Origin of the sequence: Streptomyces sp. NPDC006193 (assembly GCF_040613915.1) — a bacterium.
Taxonomy (GTDB): Bacteria; Actinomycetota; Actinomycetes; order Streptomycetales; family Streptomycetaceae; genus Streptomyces.
The window spans coordinates 50874-65579 of the sequence record NZ_JBEXTB010000003.1; the positions used below are offsets into that span (position 1 = coordinate 50874).

Sequence of the window (14706 nt, forward strand, 5' to 3'; positions counted from 1 at the left end):
GATGACGGCCGCGCAGGTCATCCGGTCCGAGTGGACGAAGATCCGGTCGGTGTCGTCCACGGTGTGGACGCTGTCGTTGGCCGCGGTGGTCACCGTCGCCCTCGGGATGCTCATCTCCGGGCTGTCGAGGAGCCAGTTCGACTCGATGCCGGCGCGGGAGCGGCAGTCGTTCGACCCGACCTTCGTCAGCTTCGCGGGCATGGGCCTCGGCCAGCTCGCGATGATCGTGTTCGGGGTGCTGGTCGTGGCGAACGAGTACAGCACCGGGATGATCCGGGTCTCCCTGGCCGCCGTACCGCGGCGCGGCGCCTTCCTGTCCGGCAAGATCGCCGTGGCGGCCGCACCGGCCCTGGCCGTCGGCATGGCCACCGCCTTCGCCGCGTTCTTCCTCGGTCAGGCGATGCTCGGCTCCCACCGGGCCGGCCTCGGCGACCCGGGGGTGCTGCGCGCGGTCCTCGGCGGCGGCCTGTACCTGACCTTGATCGCGGTGTTCTCCATGGGGGTCGCCGCGATGCTGCGCTCGCCGACGCTGTCGCTCGGCATCCTGATGCCGTTCTTCTTCCTGATCTCCAACGTCCTCGGCAACGTGGAGGCCACCCGGAAGGTCGGCCGCTTCCTGCCCGACCAGGCCGGCAGCCGGGTCATGCAGGTGGTGCCGCGCATCGGCGACGACACCCCCTACGGCCCCTGGGGCGGGCTCGGCATCATGGCGCTGTGGGTGACCGCCGCGCTGGCCGGCGGGTACGTCCTGCTGAAGCGGCGGGACGCCCAGTGACCGCATTATTCACCCAGAGTGATGCTCTGGCTTTGCTTTCTCTTGAGCGGAACCGTCAGCGCCCCGATATCCTCCTAACCCTTACGGGGGCGTGTGCCCCGCTGTCCTGAACCTTTGATGGGTGCGGAGCATGATCGAGGCTGTCGGCCTGACCAAGCGCTACGGCGACAAGACCGCCGTGTACAACCTTTCCTTCCAGGTGCGGCCCGGCGCCGTCACCGGCTTCCTCGGGCCGAACGGCTCGGGCAAGTCCACGACGATGAGGATGATCCTCGGCCTGGACAATCCCACGTCCGGGTCGGTGACCATCGGCGGTCACCCCTACCGCATGCTGCCCAACGCCCCCCGGCAGGTCGGCGCGCTGCTCGACGCCAAGGCCGTGCACGGCGGCCGCTCGGCCCGCAACCATCTGCTGAGCCTCGCCCAGCTGTCCGGCATCCCGGCCCGCCGGGTGGACGAGGTGCTCGGGGTCGTCGGCCTGCACGAGGTGGCCAGAAAGCGCTCCAAGGGCTTCTCGCTCGGCATGGGCCAGCGGCTCGGCATCGCCGCCGCGCTCCTCGGCGACCCGCAGGTGCTGCTCTTCGACGAGCCGGTCAACGGCCTCGACCCCGAGGGCATCCACTGGGTCCGCAATCTGATGAGGGCGCTCGCCGCCGAGGGCCGGACGGTCTTCGTCTCCTCGCACCTGATGAGCGAGATGGCGCTGACCGCCGACCACCTCATCGTCATCGGGCGCGGGCAGCTGCTGGCCGACATGAGCGTCAAGGACTTCATCTCGGCCAACTCCGCCGACTTCGCGCGCGTACGCACCCCCGACACCGAGCCGCAGCTGCGCGAGAAGCTGACCTCGGCGCTCACCGAGGCGGGCGGGCACGTGCTCCCGGAGCAGGACGGCGCGCTGCGCGTCACCGGGCTGCCGCTGCCGCGCATCAGCGACCTGGCGCACGAGGCGGACGTCCGGCTGTGGGAGCTGTCCCCGCACCAGGCCTCCCTGGAGGAGGCGTACATGCGGATGACGCAGGCCGCCGTGGACTACCGCTCGACCGTCGACCAGAAGGCGGGCCTCCAGCAGCCGCTGCCGCCCGGCGCCCAGCCGCCCCTGCCGGTCCCCGGCCAGGGCCAGCCCGGCTGGTACGCGCCGCCGCCGCCGCAGACGGCCCCGGCGGGTGCGCACGGCGGTGTCCCGGCGGGCGCGTACGGCGCCCCGGGCGCCGGGACCGCCAACCCGTACGCCCAGCCGGCCGCGCCGGCCCCGCAGCCGGCCGCGGCCCCGCAGGCCCAGCCGCCGGTCCCGGCGGCGGCCCCCGCGCCGGCGGCCCCGGCCCCGCAGGCCCCGGCGGCCTCCGCGGGTGAGCCGGCCCCCGCGGCGGCGTCCGCCGAGCCGCCCGCGCCGCAGCAGCCCCCCGCCGCCTCCGCCGAACCGACCCAGCCCGAGGACGCCCGATGAGCACCCACCAGTCCCCGATGCCGCAGGCCCCCGGCTCCGCCCCGGCGGGCGCAGCCCCGTCCGTGCCCGGGTGGCAGGCGCCGCCCGCTGGGCCGTACCCCGGCTACACCTCGCCCATCCCGGTCGTGCGCACCCACCTCGGGCACGCGCTGGCCTCCGAGTGGACGAAGATCAGGTCGGTGCGGTCGACGATGTGGACGCTCGGCGTGTTCGTGCTGCTCGTCGTCGGCATCGGTCTGCTGGCCGGCGTCCTGGTCGAGTCCAACTCCGATGACGCGAGCCTGTCCGGCGAGAACCCGCTGTCGTTCGGTTTCTTCGGCCTGCTGCTCGGCAGCATCTGCATCATCACGCTCGGGGTGCTGACCACGGCCTCCGAGTACGGCACCGGCATGATCCGCACGACGATGACCGCGTGCCCCAGCCGCGCCCGGGTGCTCGCGGCCAAGTCGATCGTGTTCTTCGCGCTCGCGTTCGTCGTCACCCTGGCCTCGTCCGGCCTCGTGGCCATGGTCCACGCGTCCCTGCTGCAGGACACCGGCGCCCGGACCCCCAGCGGCGGCGACTGGCTGAAGGCCACCGTCGGCGTCAGCCTCTTCCTGGCGCTGCTCGGACTGCTCTCGCTGCTCATCGGCTCGGTCATCCGGCATTCCGCGGGCGCCATCACCATCATGATCGGCGTGCTGCTCGCTCCGCTGGTGCTCGCGCTGTTCATGGTGACGGAGTCGCTCGACAAGCTGCGCGAGTGGCTGTTCGAGTACTCGATCCCCAACCAGCTGAGCGTCTTCTACGCCAACTCGCTGAGCCAGTCCGGGCCCTCGGGCTGGGACCCGCTGTGGATCATGCTGGGCCTGACCGCTGCGGCGTACGCGGGCGCGTACGCGCTGCTGCACAGCCGGGACGTGTGACACCCGGCGCCTTCGCGACCCGCGCCTAGAACCTCGGCGCGTTACGGGACCGCTGCACCCGTGCGGTGCGGCGGTCCTTCGCGTTCCAGCAGGCCTTGTGCCAGTGCCGGCGGTCGTCGACGCCCGCGTACTGCGGCCAGGCCACCACGTGCGGCACACCGGAGGCGATGAGCTGGTCGCAGCCCGGGCAGCGGTACGTCTTGCCCTGCGCGCTCGCCCCGGCGACGTGCCGGACGCTCCAGTCCTCGCCCTGCCAGCTCTCGGTGGACTGCCAGCCGCCGTACCGGCCGGCGGGGTCGTCCTCGGCGCTCCGGCCCGACGATCCGGCTGCCTTCGGTCGGTTGCGGCGCGGGGACACGGGACACCTCTCGGGGCTGTGCGGGGAGCAGGAACTGCTTCCAGCCTACGCGCCGCCGCGGGGGGTACGCGGAGGGGACCAACCCGTACAAGTTCCCCTCCCTAGCGATCTTTTCTGCAGACAATCCGCCAATCTCCCCGTCAGGCCGTGTCCTTGGCACGTGTCAGACGGTTATGCCGGACGAGGGAGCTCCGGGTCGGAGCGAAGGAAGCAGGAAACGCGATGCACGTAGGAACTTTTGTGCTGGCGGCCCAGTTCCCGGGCCAGGGTCCCGCGGAGGCCCTGCACCGGGCGGTCCGCTCGGCGGAGGTCGCCGAGCAGGCCGGGCTGGACGCCGTGTGGCTGGCCGAGCACCACTTCGTGCCCTACGGCACATGCCCGTCCGCCGTCACCCTGGCCGCGCTGCTGCTCGGCCGCACCCGCCGCCTCCGCATCGGCACCGCGGTCAGCGTACTGCCCACCGCCCACCCGGTCGCCCTCGGCGAACAGGCCGCGCTGCTGCACCTGACGAGCGGCGGACGGTTCACGCTGGGCGTGGGGCGCGGCGGCCCCTGGGTGGACCTGGAGGTCTTCGGCACGGGCCTGACCGCGTACGAACACGGGTTCCCGGAGTCGCTCGATCTGCTGCTGCGCTGGCTGGGCGAGCCGTCGGTCGCGGCCTGCGGCGAGCGGTTCTCCTTCCGCGAGGTGCCGGTCGTGCCCCGCCCCTCGGAGGCCCTGACGGACACCCCGGGCCCGGAGGTCGTCCTCGCCTGCACCTCACCGGCGAGCGTACGGCTGGCCGCCGAGCGCGGGCTGCCGATGCTGCTGGGCATGCACGTCGGGGACGAGGAGAAGGCCGAGATGGTCGCCCTGTGGCGGCGCTGCGCCCGCGCGGCGGGGCGGCCGGCCGGGGAGATCGCGGGCGCCGCCCATGTGTCGGCCGGGGTCTGCCAGCTCGCCGACCGGCGCACCGACGCGGCCGAGACGCTCCTGAAGGCGATGCCGGGCTGGCTGAAACAGGGTCTGGAGGCCCATGTGACGGTGGACGGACGGGCCCGCGCGATGCGCGACCCGTACGCCTACACCGAACTGCTCTGCGGACTGCACCCGGTGGGCACCCCGCGGCTGGCCGCCGACCGGCTCGCGGCCACCTCGGAGCGCACCGGCATCTCGCGCTTCGCCCTCCTGGTGGAGGGCTCCGGCGATCTCGCGGCCACGGAGGAGAACGTACGGCGACTCGGCGCCGAGGTGCTGCCCCAGTTGCGCTGACCCGCCCGCGCGCCGCCCGGCCGCCACGGCCGGCTTGCCGCCCCGGTCCGGATGCACCTCCCACGGGTGGAGCGGCAAGCGAGCGGCTTCACTGCCGTGCCGAAGCCGCGCGTCAGCAGTCCCGGAGCTCCGGCGACTGGTTCAGCAACTGGTTGCGCACGGACGTGAAGCGGGCCAACGTCTCGTCCACGGAGGCGTCCAGCGGGAACACCGCCACCCGGTGGCAGTTCTGGAAGGCCAGCCGTACGCCGAAGTGCCGCTGCAGGGCGCCGCGTATCGCGTCACTCGCCAGCGCACGCAGCAGCTGACCGCGTGCCTGCTCGTCCGGCGGGGGCGTCTGGTTGTCGGCGAAGGGACCGCCGTCCACCTTCAGCTGGGCCACCAGGGAGCTGATCATCTCCCATGCGTAGGGCAGGGAGGTCCGGACGCAGTCGACGAATGCTGCTTCGTCGACCTCGCCTCGCTCGGCCTGTTCGAGCAGGGCCGGTGAGACGTCGAGCGACATGGGTTCTCCTCTCGCACCCCCGAAGAGCAGGGGTTGCCGGACAGATAGGGGAGTTCGCGATGTCGAACACGCTCAGTGCGAACACCGCGACCTCCCGTTCTCTACGGTAGGCAACGGTCGGTGACCACACCAGCAGAACGCGTATATGGAGCGGTCCCTTTCCGGGCACAATCGGCCAGGGATGAACAAGAGTTTCCAGGGACAATTGGGGCGTCCGCCGGGGAGCGGTACGGGCGAATCGCGTCCGGCCGCGGGTGTCGAGTAGCGTTGCCGACCATGCGTCTCGTCATTGCCCGATGCTCGGTCGACTACGCCGGCCGGCTCACCGCCCACCTGCCCTCGGCGCCCCGCCTGATCCTGGTCAAGGCGGACGGCAGCGTTTCCATCCACGCCGACGACCGGGCCTACAAGCCGCTCAACTGGATGTCGCCGCCCTGCACGCTGAAGGAGGGGACGGGCGCGGACGAGGGCGTGTGGACCGTCGTCAACAAGGCGGGCGAGAAACTGATCATCACGATGGAGGAGATCCTCCACGACTCCTCGCACGAACTGGGCGTGGACCCCGGCCTGATCAAGGACGGCGTGGAAGCGCACCTCCAGGAACTGCTCGCCGATCGCATCGAGACACTCGGCGAGGGCTACACGCTCATCCGCCGCGAGTACATGACCGCGATCGGTCCGGTGGACATCCTGTGCCGGGACGCCGACGGCCGGACGGTCGCCGTCGAGATCAAGCGGCGGGGCGAGATCGACGGCGTGGAGCAACTCACGCGGTACCTCGAACTGTTGAACCGCGACCCGCATCTGGCGCCGGTCCGCGGCATCTTCGCCGCGCAGGAGATCAAGCCGCAGGCCCGCGTGCTCGCCACCGACCGCGGGATCGACTGCCAGATCCTGGACTACAACGCCCTGCGGGGCATCGAGGACGACAAACTCCGGCTGTTCTGAGCCGCGGTGGCTCCGGCCTCACCGGCCGGCATCCGTACGGGGCCCGTGGCCCGGGGCTGCGGGTCCTCCTTCCCGGCCCCGGGCCCGTCCGTGCGCCCGGGGCGCGCCGGTCCCCTGCCGGGCGCGGAATCCCGCCTGCCCGGGCCCGGCGCGTTCCCGCCGCCCAGGGTCACTTGGCGGCCCGGCGCTGCGGTTCGCCCAGGCAGGGCACCTGAACCTGCGCCGAGCAGCCTGACCGGGACCCCGGCGCCCCGCACGCCGCCTACGCGCCACCCGGCATCCCCGCACCGCCCGCCGCGTCTTCGCGGCCCGGTGATTTTTCCGCGGCCCGGCGCTGCGGATCGCGCAGTTCCCCGCGCCCCTGGGTAAGGCACCTGAACCTGCGCCGGGCAGCCTGACCGGGACCCAGGCGCCCCCGCACGCCGCCTACGCGCCACCCGGCATCCCCGCACCGCCGGGCACGTCTTCGCGGCCCGGTGATTTTTCCGCGGCCCGGCGGTGCGGATCGCGCAGTTCCCCGCGCCCCTGGGCAGGACACCTGAACCTGCGCTCAGCAGCCTGACCGGGACCCCGGCGCCCCCGCACGCCGCCTCCGCGCCACCCGGCATCCCCGCACCGCCCGCCGCGTCTTCGCGGCCCGGTGATTTTCCCGCGGCCCGGCGGTGCGGATCGCGCAGTTCCCCGCGCCCCTGGGCAAGGCACCTGAACCTGCGCCGGTGCGGTTCGCGCAGTGCCTCGCGCCCCCCAGGCAGGACAGCTCAGCCTGCGCCGGGGAGCCCGGTCGGCTCGGTCACATCACCGTGCCGGTGGTGCCTCCGGCCGCGGGTGCGCTGCTGGACGAGCCCGCGGCGGAGCCGGTCGTGCCGGCGTCCGTGCCGCCCGTCGTCGTGCCGTTGCCGGCGCCGCCCGTCTCGCCCCCGCTGGTGCCGGTCGTGGACCCTTCCGTCGAGCCGCCGCCCGTCTCGCCCCCGGTGGTGCCGTCGGTCGTGCCCCCGGTCGAGCCGGTGGAACCCGTGGTGCCGGTGGAGCCCGTGGTGCCGGTGGAGCCGCCCGTGGACGCGCCCCCGGTGCCGCCCGTCGAGCCGCCGGTCGCCGTGCCTCCCGTGGTGCCGCCGGTCGTGCCGTCGCTGGAGCCGCCGGGCTCGGGCGACTTGGACGGTGAGCCGGAGGACGTGCCGGAACCGGAGGGCTTCGCGGTCTGCGACGGCCGGGCCGTGCGCGCCCGCGGCGCCGGGGCGCCGGCCGTGCCGCCGGCGCCGGGGGCGGTCGGCCGGGCGGTGGCCCTGCGGACCGTGCCGCCGCTGCCGCCGGAGTCCGCCGGATCCGCGCCGGGGCCGCCGTCGTCGACGTCCTGGCTCGCGGACGGGTTGACGCCGACCTCGCCGGCCGGGTTCCGGTCGGTGTCGTCGGGGGAGGCCATGCCGAGGGTGACGACCGTGCCGAGGACGGCGGCGAGCAGCGCGCCCGAACCGGCCGCCATCAGGTTGCGGCCGGCCAGACGCCGCAGACCGGCGGGCTGCGCCGCGGGCGGCGGGAGCTGCGGGGCTGCCGCGGGGGCGGCCGCGGGGGCGTGAGGCGGCGGAGCCGGCTCCTTGCGCCGTGCCTCCGGCGGCTCCTGTCCCGTGGGCTCCGGCGGGCCGGGCAGCGCGCCCGCGCGGTCGGCGAGCAGCGCCAGGGCCCGGCGTCCGGCGACCGCGCCGCGCTTGTCGGCGAGGGCGCCGCGCAGTCCGCCCGAGGTCTCCAGCTCGGCGCGGGCCCGGTCGAACTGTCCGGTGCAGAGCGCGAGAATGCCCAGCTCGTGGTGGAAGTAGGCCTGTTCGGCGACCTCCCCGGACAGCCGGGCGGCCTCCGCGCCGAACCGCAGGGCCCGTTCCCAGGCGCTCCAGTGGAGTCCGGCGGCGAAGGCGGGCGCGGCCGCGCGGGCGAGCCGTACGGCGCTGCTGTCGTCGTCCTCGGCGGACGGGGACGTACGGGGGACGACGGCGGCGAGCGCGGCCAGGACCGCGTCGGCCTCCGCGCACACCCGTTCCGGGGTGACCGAGGGGTGCCCGGCCCACCAGGCGTAGTGCTGGGCGGCGGTGCGCGCCCGGTCGGCGGCGTCGTCGTCGTATCCGGCGGCCTCCAGCTGGGCCTGCACGCCGGCCGCGAGCCGGTAGCGGGAGCCGGCCGGGGAGACCAGGCCGCACCCGGCCAGCTCGCCGAGGGCGGCGTCCGCGTGGGTGTCGCCGACGAGGGCGGGCAGGTGCGCCTGGTGGGGCACCTCGCCGCCGAGGGCGACCGCGAAGCGGAGCGCGGCGCGGGCGGAGGCGCTGAGCCGGGAGGCGAGCAGCGGCGCCGGGCCCGCGGCCTCGCCGAGGGAGGGCAGCGGTATGTGCTCCTCCTCGTCGGCCTCCGGCGCCGGGTCGGCGGCGGACCGCACGTCCTCGAAGACGCCGTACTCGTCCACCGCCCCGGAGGCGGCGCGCAACTGGTCGCGCTGCCGGAGCAGGGCGCCGGCCTGCACGAAGCGCAGGGGCAGCCCTTCGGACTCGAACCACAGGTCGCCGGCCCAGTTGGCCTCTTCCTCGGTGAGGACCCGGCCGACGGTCCGCTCCAGGATCTCCACGCCGGCGGCGCGGTCGAGGCCGCTGAGGAAGACCTCCTCCACCTCCGCCGCGGCGGAGGGCGCGGGCACGTCCGGGGTGGCGGCGAAGAGGAACGCGCACTCGGGGGTGGCGTCGAGCAGTTCGTCGAGGGCGGCGCCGCCGAACTCGAGGTCGTCCACGACGACGACCGCGCCGGTCTCCCGGACGCAGGCGAGGAGTTCCTCCTGCTCGGGACGGTAGCGGGGGGCGTCGTGGACGGCGTGGAACAGGTCGCGCAGGAGGTCGCCCGCCGTGCGGTGGCAGCCGTCGAGGCGTACGACACCGTCGGGGGCGAGGTCCTGGCAGTCCTCGGCGACCAGGTCGAGCAGGGCGGTGCGGCCGGAGCCGGCCGGGCCGGTGAGGCGGACGGAGCGGCCGCGGGCGAGGAGGCGGACCAGGCGTTCGCGTTCGTCCTGGCGTTCCAGCAGGGAGAGCGCCGGCCGGGTGGGGCCGGCCGGCGCGGGCGGCCGGGCCGCGCGTTCGGTCTCCGCGCGCTCCTCGGGGGTGCGCTTGCGGGGCCTGCCGGGCAGCTCGGCGGGCGGGCAGGGTTCTATCTCGCTGCCGTCGACGGGGTTGACGGTCAGCTGCAGGTCGCCGGTGACGAGCTGGGCGGTGCGGGCGGGCGCGGGCGCGCCCGGTGCGAAGTCGGCGGTCAGGGACTCCCGGGGCGGACGGCGGTGGTGCACCTGGCCGTGCTCCTCGGGTCCCTTGTTCATCGGGTCCATGGGTTCATGCCCCCCAAAAGCGTCGTGTGCCCGTGTTGCGGCCCTCCCGGCCGTGTCGCACACTGCGCTGTCGCTTCTGGTCCGGGCCCGCTCGGTCGAGGGTTGCGAGGCGGCGGGCGACCGAACCCTAAACCGTCGCCCAGTATCCCCGACAGGCCGGGGTGCGCTGCGGTCCGAGACGTCACGGTCTCGTGAGGATTGCCCTCCACGGGTGGTTCGGCTGCTGCGTCCGGGTCTCCCCCGTCGCCCGGTTCATGCCGGTCCGCCTCTCGACCGGTCCGCCGCTCACGCCGGTCCGCCGCCCGGTCCACCCGGATCCGGTCCGCCGCTCACACGCGGGGCAGCGACTCCACTCCGATGCCGCCCTCGATGGCGAGGATGCGGTGCAGCCGGGTCGCCACCAGCAGGCGCTGCATCTGCGGCGGTACGCCGCGCAGCACGAGCCGGCGCCCGCAGCGGCCGGCCCGCCGGTGGGCGCCCATGATGACGCCCAGTCCGGTGGCGTCCCAGGAGTCCAGTTCGGACAGGTCGAGCACCAGGTCGCCGGCTCCGGTGTCGAGCGCCGAGTGCAGGGCCGTACGGGCGTCCGCCGCGCTGCGGACGTCGAGGCGGCCCCCGACGACCAGCTCGGCGTGGTCGCCCCTGATATGCATATGCGCTCCCCGTTGTCATGCGGTTGGCGTACTCCGTGACGATGCTGTGCAACGTCTGACTGCGTGGGTGCCGGTGCGGTTGCTGCTTGTCAGCGAACCGAGACCGAATTCACCCCCGGGAGTGATACTCCCGGGGCTGTCGTGCGTGGACGGGTGACTCAGTACGTGTAGAAGCCCTGCCCGCTCTTGCGGCCGATGTCACCGGCGTCCACCATCCGGCGCATCAGCTCCGGCGGGGCGAACTTCTCGTCCTGCGACTCGGTGTAGATGTTGCTGGTGGCGTGCAGGAGGATGTCGACGCCGGTCAGGTCGGCGGTGGCGAGCGGGCCCATGGCGTGGCCGAAGCCGAGCTTGCAGGCGAGGTCGATGTCCTCGGCGCTCGCGACGCCCGACTCGTAGAGCTTGGTGGCCTCGACGACCAGGGCGGAGATCAGCCGGGTGGTGACGAAGCCGGCGACGTCCCGGTTGACGACGATGCAGGTCTTGCCGACGGACTCGGCGAACTGCCGCGCCGTGGCGAGGGTTTCGTCGCTGGTCTTGTAGCCGCGGACCAGTTCGACCAGCTGCATCATCGGCACCGGCGAGAAGAAGTGCACGCCGACGACCCGCTCGGGGCGCTCGGTGACCGCCGCGATCTTGGTGATCGGGATGGCGGAGGTGTTGGAGGCGAGCACGGTGTCCTCGCGCACGAGCTTGTCGAGCGCGCGGAAGATCTCGTGCTTGACCTCCAGCTTCTCGAAGACGGCCTCCACGACGACGTCGGCGTCCACGGCGGCGTCCAGGTCGGTGGTCGGGGTGATGCGCGCGAGGGCGGCCTCGGCGTCCTCGGCCGCCAGCTTGCCCTTGCCGACGAACTTGTCGTACGAGGCCTTGATGCCGTCGGTGCCACGCCTGAGTGCCTCGTCGGTGACGTCCCGCAGGACCACGTCCCAGCCCGCCTGGGCGGCGACCTGGGCGATGCCGGAACCCATGAGACCGGCTCCGATGACGGCGAGCTTCCGTGCCACTCCGACTCCCTTGAACGCGGTGAAAGTCTGCCTCTCCGGCGGACCCTAGCGCCCCCGCGCCGCTGTGTGACCGGTAAGTAACGCGTGTCACGGTCTCAGGGCGTGAGACACCCGTCACGTCGTGTGCCAGGGGCGCGGCGGCGCCGGGCCGGCCGGGCCGGCGCGGTCGGGGCCGAAGGAGCCGGCACGTCGACTCGCCTGTTCACGGGGCCGGTCGGCGGGCCGCGGAGCGGCCGGCGCCGGGGTCGCGCGGCCGCGGGCTCAGCCCGTCGCCCGGACGGCGTAGTCGAGCACCTTCTCGCTCAGCAGGTCCTCGATGTCGTCCAGCAGGACGAGCACCTCCCGTGACACCTCGGCCGGTTCCCGCCCGGCGAGCATCGCGCGTTCGACGGCGGCGGAGACCGCCTGGTGGAGCCAGCAGATCTGACCGGCGATCAGGTGGGGCAGCGGATCGTCGTCGGCGGCGCCGGTCTCCTCGCGCAGGGCCGCCACCAGGGCGTCCTGCATCTCCTGCTGAAGACTCCACAGCCGGGAACGCAGCGCCGGCGCCTCGTGGACGACGCGCAGGAAGCGCCCCATGCCCTCGGTCAGGCCCACCCGGGGCGAGACGGCCTCGACCTCCCCGCGCAGCTCGCGCAGGACGGCGCGGGCGGCGGACTCCCCCGCGTCGCGGCCGCGGACCCAGCGGGCGAGCCGGTCGACCATGCCGGCGGAACGGTCGAGGAAGAGGTCCTCCTTGGCGGGGAAGTAGTTGTAGACGGTGTTGACCGAGACGTTCGCCGCCTCGGCGATCTCCGCGACCGTCACCGCCTCGAAGCCGCGCTCGATGAACAGACCCGTGGCGACGTCCGAGATGTACTGCCGGGTCTGCCGCTTCTTCCGCTCCCTCAGCCCTTCCGCCATGACGGCATCCTACCTTCGTTGGGTCCATTGGAAACTTGGAGTCATTGCATTTTTGGGGAGACTCTGTTTTTCTGGGCGCATGACAGCAGTCATCAGGACAGCGGGCCTCGCCCGCACCTTCGTCACGAAAGCCGGCCCCGTGGAAGCCGTACGGGGCATCGACCTGACCGTCCATAAGGGCGAGATACTCGGCTTCCTCGGCCCCAACGGCGCGGGCAAGACCACCACGCTGCGCATGCTCACCACCCTGCTGAGGCCGACCGGCGGCACGGCCGTGGTCGCCGGGTGCGACCTGGCCGCGGACCCGGCCGGGGTGCGCCGGGCCAGCGGCTACGTCGCCCAGTCCGGCGGGGTCGATCCGCAGATCACCGTTCGGGAGGAGCTGGTCACCCAGGGCCGGATGTACCGCCTGCCGAAGGCGGAGGCGGTCGCGCGGGCCCGGGAACTGGCCCGGGAACTGGACCTCACCGATCTGCTGGACCGGAGGACCGGCGCGCTCTCCGGCGGCCAGCGGCGCCGGCTCGACATCGCGATGGCGCTCACCCACCGCCCGGCGGTGCTGTTCCTGGACGAGCCGACGACCGGCCTGGACCCGGGCAGCCGCGCCGACCTGTGGGACCTGGTGCGCCGGCTGCGCGACGAGCACGGCACGACCGTCTTCCTGACCACCCACTACCTGGACGAGGCCGACGCCCTCGCCGACCGCCTGGTCATCGTCGACCGGGGCACGGTCGCCGCCGAGGGCACCCCGGCCGCGCTGCGGCTCCGCCACGGCGGCTCGCTCGACGCCACCCTCCAGGACACCTTCCTCGCCGTCACCGGCCGCGGTCCCTCCCCGGCCGACTCCGCCCCCGTCGCCGTATAGGACCGCTCATGCTGCTTCACGACACGGGCCTCGTCTACGGCCGCTACGTCCGCCAGTCCCTGCGCTCCCGCTTCGCCCTGCTCTTCGGGCTCTTGACGCCCCTGCTCCACCTGGTCTTCTTCGGGCCGCTGCTCACCGGTCTGCCGCTCGGCGGCGCGGGCAGCTCCTGGCAGCTGCTGACCCCCGGCCTGCTCCTCCAACTGGCGCTGTTCAGCGGCCTGTTCGCGGGGTTCACGGTCATCCTGGAGAAGGGGCAGGGGGTGGTGGACCGGATGCGGGTGACCCCGGTCAGCCGGCTCGCCCTGCTGCTCGGCCGGGTGCTGCGGGACGCCACGGTCCTCGTCCTCCAGGCGGTGCTGCTGGTGCTCGCGGCGCTGGCGATGGGCCTGCGCGCACCGCTCGCGGGCATCCTGATCGGCTTCGCGTTCGCGGCCGTCCTCACCCTCTCCCTCGCCTCGCTGTCCTACGCGGTGGGGATGAAGGTGCGCACCCCGCAGGAGTTCGGGCCGCTGATCAACATGGTGTCGATGCCGTCGATACTGCTGTCCGGCCTGATGCTGCCGATGACCCTGGCGCCCGCCTGGCTGGACGTGCTGTCGCACTTCGTGCCGTTCCGCTACCTGGTGGACGCGGTCCGCGACGCGTACGTCGGCTCCTACACGACCGCCCACATGCTCTACGGCGTCCTGGTCGCCGTCGGCTTCGCGGCGCTGACCGTGACGGCGGGCACACGGGTGTTCCGGACGGCCGGGGCGTAACTACGCTGGCCGCATGGTCAATCTGACGCGCATCTACACCAGGACCGGGGACCAGGGCACCACCAGCCTCGGCGACATGAGCCGGGTGCCCAAGACGGACCTGCGGATCTCCGCCTACGCCGACGCGAACGAGGCCAACGCGGTCATCGGCGCCGCGATCGCGCTGGGCGGCCTGGACGAGGAGATCGTCGCGGTCCTCACCCGCGTCCAGAACGACCTGTTCGACGTGGGTGCGGACCTGTCGACGCCGGTGGTGGAGAACCCGGAGTTCCCGCCGCTGCGGGTGGAGCAGTTCTACATCGACCGGCTGGAGGCGGACTGCGACCGCTTCAACGAGCGGCTGGAGAAGCTGCGCTCCTTCATCCTGCCCGGGGGCACGCCGGGCGCCGCGCTGCTCCACCAGGCGTGCACGGTGGTCCGGCGGGCCGAGCGCTCCACCTGGGCGGCCCTGGAGGTGCACGGCGAGACGATGAACCCGCTCACCGCGACCTATCTCAACCGCCTCTCCGACCTGCTGTTCATCCTGGCCCGCAGCGCCAACCGGGAGACCGGGGACGTGCTGTGGGTGCCGGGCGGCGAGCGCTGAAGGGCACCCCGCCGCGGTGGCTCCCGACCCGCACGGGGGCAGGCGCGCCCACGGCGCCGGAGCCACGGCGTGCCGCCGCGGAGGGCCGGCGTCCGTGTGCGGCGGCGTGCGGGGGCAGGAGCCGGGCGGGGAGCCGGGTGCGGCGGGCCGTGGCCGGGAGGCGCGCCTGCCGGTCCGGGGCGTCGGGGCAGCCGCCCGGACGTGCGGTGCGGCCCCGGTTCGCCGGCCGCCCGGACACGGATGGCGTAGCCGAGGCCTTCGGCGCGGGGAGACCCCGGCCCTCCCGCGGGTCCGGACGCCGGGGCCGCCGGAGTACCGGCGGCGGGACGGGTCGGTCATCCGGAGCAGCCCCCGGTGGCAGTCCTCGACGAGGGCGGCGCCGGCGGCTCCGGGGGC

The 14706-nt window shown here is 73.8% G+C and carries 14 protein-coding genes; 8 read left to right on the forward strand and 6 right to left on the reverse strand.

The annotated features are described in order from the left end of the window. Position 1: 1 nt before the first annotated feature. The 3 genes from ABZ261_RS03990 to ABZ261_RS04000 all read left to right on the forward strand — a co-directional run bounded on the left by ABZ261_RS03990 (position 2) and on the right by ABZ261_RS04000 (position 3127). Positions 2–775 carry an ABC transporter permease gene (locus ABZ261_RS03990; RefSeq protein WP_356855011.1) on the forward strand — a complete coding sequence of 258 codons (774 nt, stop codon included), beginning with the start codon at positions 2–4 and terminating at the stop codon, positions 773–775. 130 nt (positions 776–905) lie between these two features. Then, entirely contained in the window at positions 906–2222 is a 1317-nt protein-coding gene (locus tag ABZ261_RS03995) for an ABC transporter ATP-binding protein (RefSeq protein WP_356855014.1), read from the forward strand. Then, positions 2219–3127, forward strand: coding sequence for an ABC transporter permease (locus ABZ261_RS04000; RefSeq protein WP_356855016.1), 909 nt, complete (start codon positions 2219–2221; stop codon positions 3125–3127). Before ABZ261_RS03995 ends, ABZ261_RS04000 begins: the two co-directional genes overlap by 4 nt. Before the next feature lie 25 nt (positions 3128–3152). Here the strand turns inward: ABZ261_RS04000 and ABZ261_RS04005 are convergent, their stop codons facing one another. Continuing rightward, positions 3153–3485, reverse strand: a complete 333-nt coding sequence (locus tag ABZ261_RS04005; RefSeq protein ID WP_356855018.1) for an ATP/GTP-binding protein — start codon at positions 3483–3485, stop codon at positions 3153–3155. A gap of 222 nt (positions 3486–3707) precedes the next feature. Here ABZ261_RS04005 and ABZ261_RS04010 point away from each other — a divergent pair, with 222 nt between their 5' ends. Then, on the forward strand, positions 3708–4736 hold the full coding sequence (locus ABZ261_RS04010; RefSeq protein ID WP_356855020.1) for an LLM class flavin-dependent oxidoreductase: 1029 nt from the start codon (positions 3708–3710) through the stop codon (positions 4734–4736). A gap of 112 nt (positions 4737–4848) precedes the next feature. On the opposite strand, the gene ABZ261_RS04015 is transcribed toward ABZ261_RS04010, so the two are convergent. Continuing rightward, positions 4849–5241: an SCO5389 family protein gene (locus tag ABZ261_RS04015; protein ID WP_014675028.1), complete on the reverse strand. Its 393-nt coding sequence runs from the start codon at positions 5239–5241 to the stop codon at positions 4849–4851. Positions 5242–5517: 276 nt separating this feature from the next. On the opposite strand from ABZ261_RS04015, the gene nucS reads away from it, so the two are divergent. Further along, positions 5518–6189, forward strand: a complete 672-nt coding sequence (gene nucS / locus ABZ261_RS04020) for an endonuclease NucS (RefSeq protein WP_356855023.1) — start codon at positions 5518–5520, stop codon at positions 6187–6189. 790 nt (positions 6190–6979) lie between these two features. Here nucS and ABZ261_RS04025 read toward each other — a convergent pair. The 4 genes from ABZ261_RS04025 to ABZ261_RS04040 all read right to left on the reverse strand — a co-directional run bounded on the left by ABZ261_RS04025 (position 6980) and on the right by ABZ261_RS04040 (position 12101). After that, a complete protein-coding gene (locus ABZ261_RS04025; RefSeq protein WP_356855025.1) occupies positions 6980–9538 on the reverse strand; it encodes an ATP-binding protein in 2559 nt (852 codons plus the stop codon). 329 nt (positions 9539–9867) lie between these two features. Then, a complete protein-coding gene (locus ABZ261_RS04030; RefSeq protein WP_356855027.1) occupies positions 9868–10191 on the reverse strand; it encodes an STAS domain-containing protein in 324 nt (107 codons plus the stop codon). A gap of 158 nt (positions 10192–10349) precedes the next feature. Further along, positions 10350–11198, reverse strand: coding sequence for a 3-hydroxyacyl-CoA dehydrogenase family protein (locus ABZ261_RS04035; protein WP_356855029.1), 849 nt, complete (start codon positions 11196–11198; stop codon positions 10350–10352). A gap of 261 nt (positions 11199–11459) precedes the next feature. After that, on the reverse strand, positions 11460–12101 hold the full coding sequence (locus ABZ261_RS04040) for a helix-turn-helix domain-containing protein (RefSeq protein ID WP_356855031.1): 642 nt from the start codon (positions 12099–12101) through the stop codon (positions 11460–11462). Between the two features lie 79 nt (positions 12102–12180). On the opposite strand from ABZ261_RS04040, the gene ABZ261_RS04045 reads away from it, so the two are divergent. Genes ABZ261_RS04045 through ABZ261_RS04055 form a run of 3 tightly spaced genes read left to right on the forward strand, consistent with a single transcriptional unit; the run spans position 12181 to position 14310 of the window. Further along, positions 12181–12966 (forward strand): ATP-binding cassette domain-containing protein, encoded by a 786-nt coding sequence (locus ABZ261_RS04045; protein WP_356855033.1) that lies wholly within the window; start codon positions 12181–12183, stop codon positions 12964–12966. Between the two features lie 8 nt (positions 12967–12974). Next, positions 12975–13724 carry an ABC transporter permease gene (locus ABZ261_RS04050; RefSeq protein ID WP_356855035.1) on the forward strand — a complete coding sequence of 250 codons (750 nt, stop codon included), beginning with the start codon at positions 12975–12977 and terminating at the stop codon, positions 13722–13724. Between the two features lie 13 nt (positions 13725–13737). After that, positions 13738–14310: a cob(I)yrinic acid a,c-diamide adenosyltransferase gene (locus ABZ261_RS04055; protein WP_356855037.1), complete on the forward strand. Its 573-nt coding sequence runs from the start codon at positions 13738–13740 to the stop codon at positions 14308–14310. Positions 14311–14706: the final 396 nt, after the last annotated feature.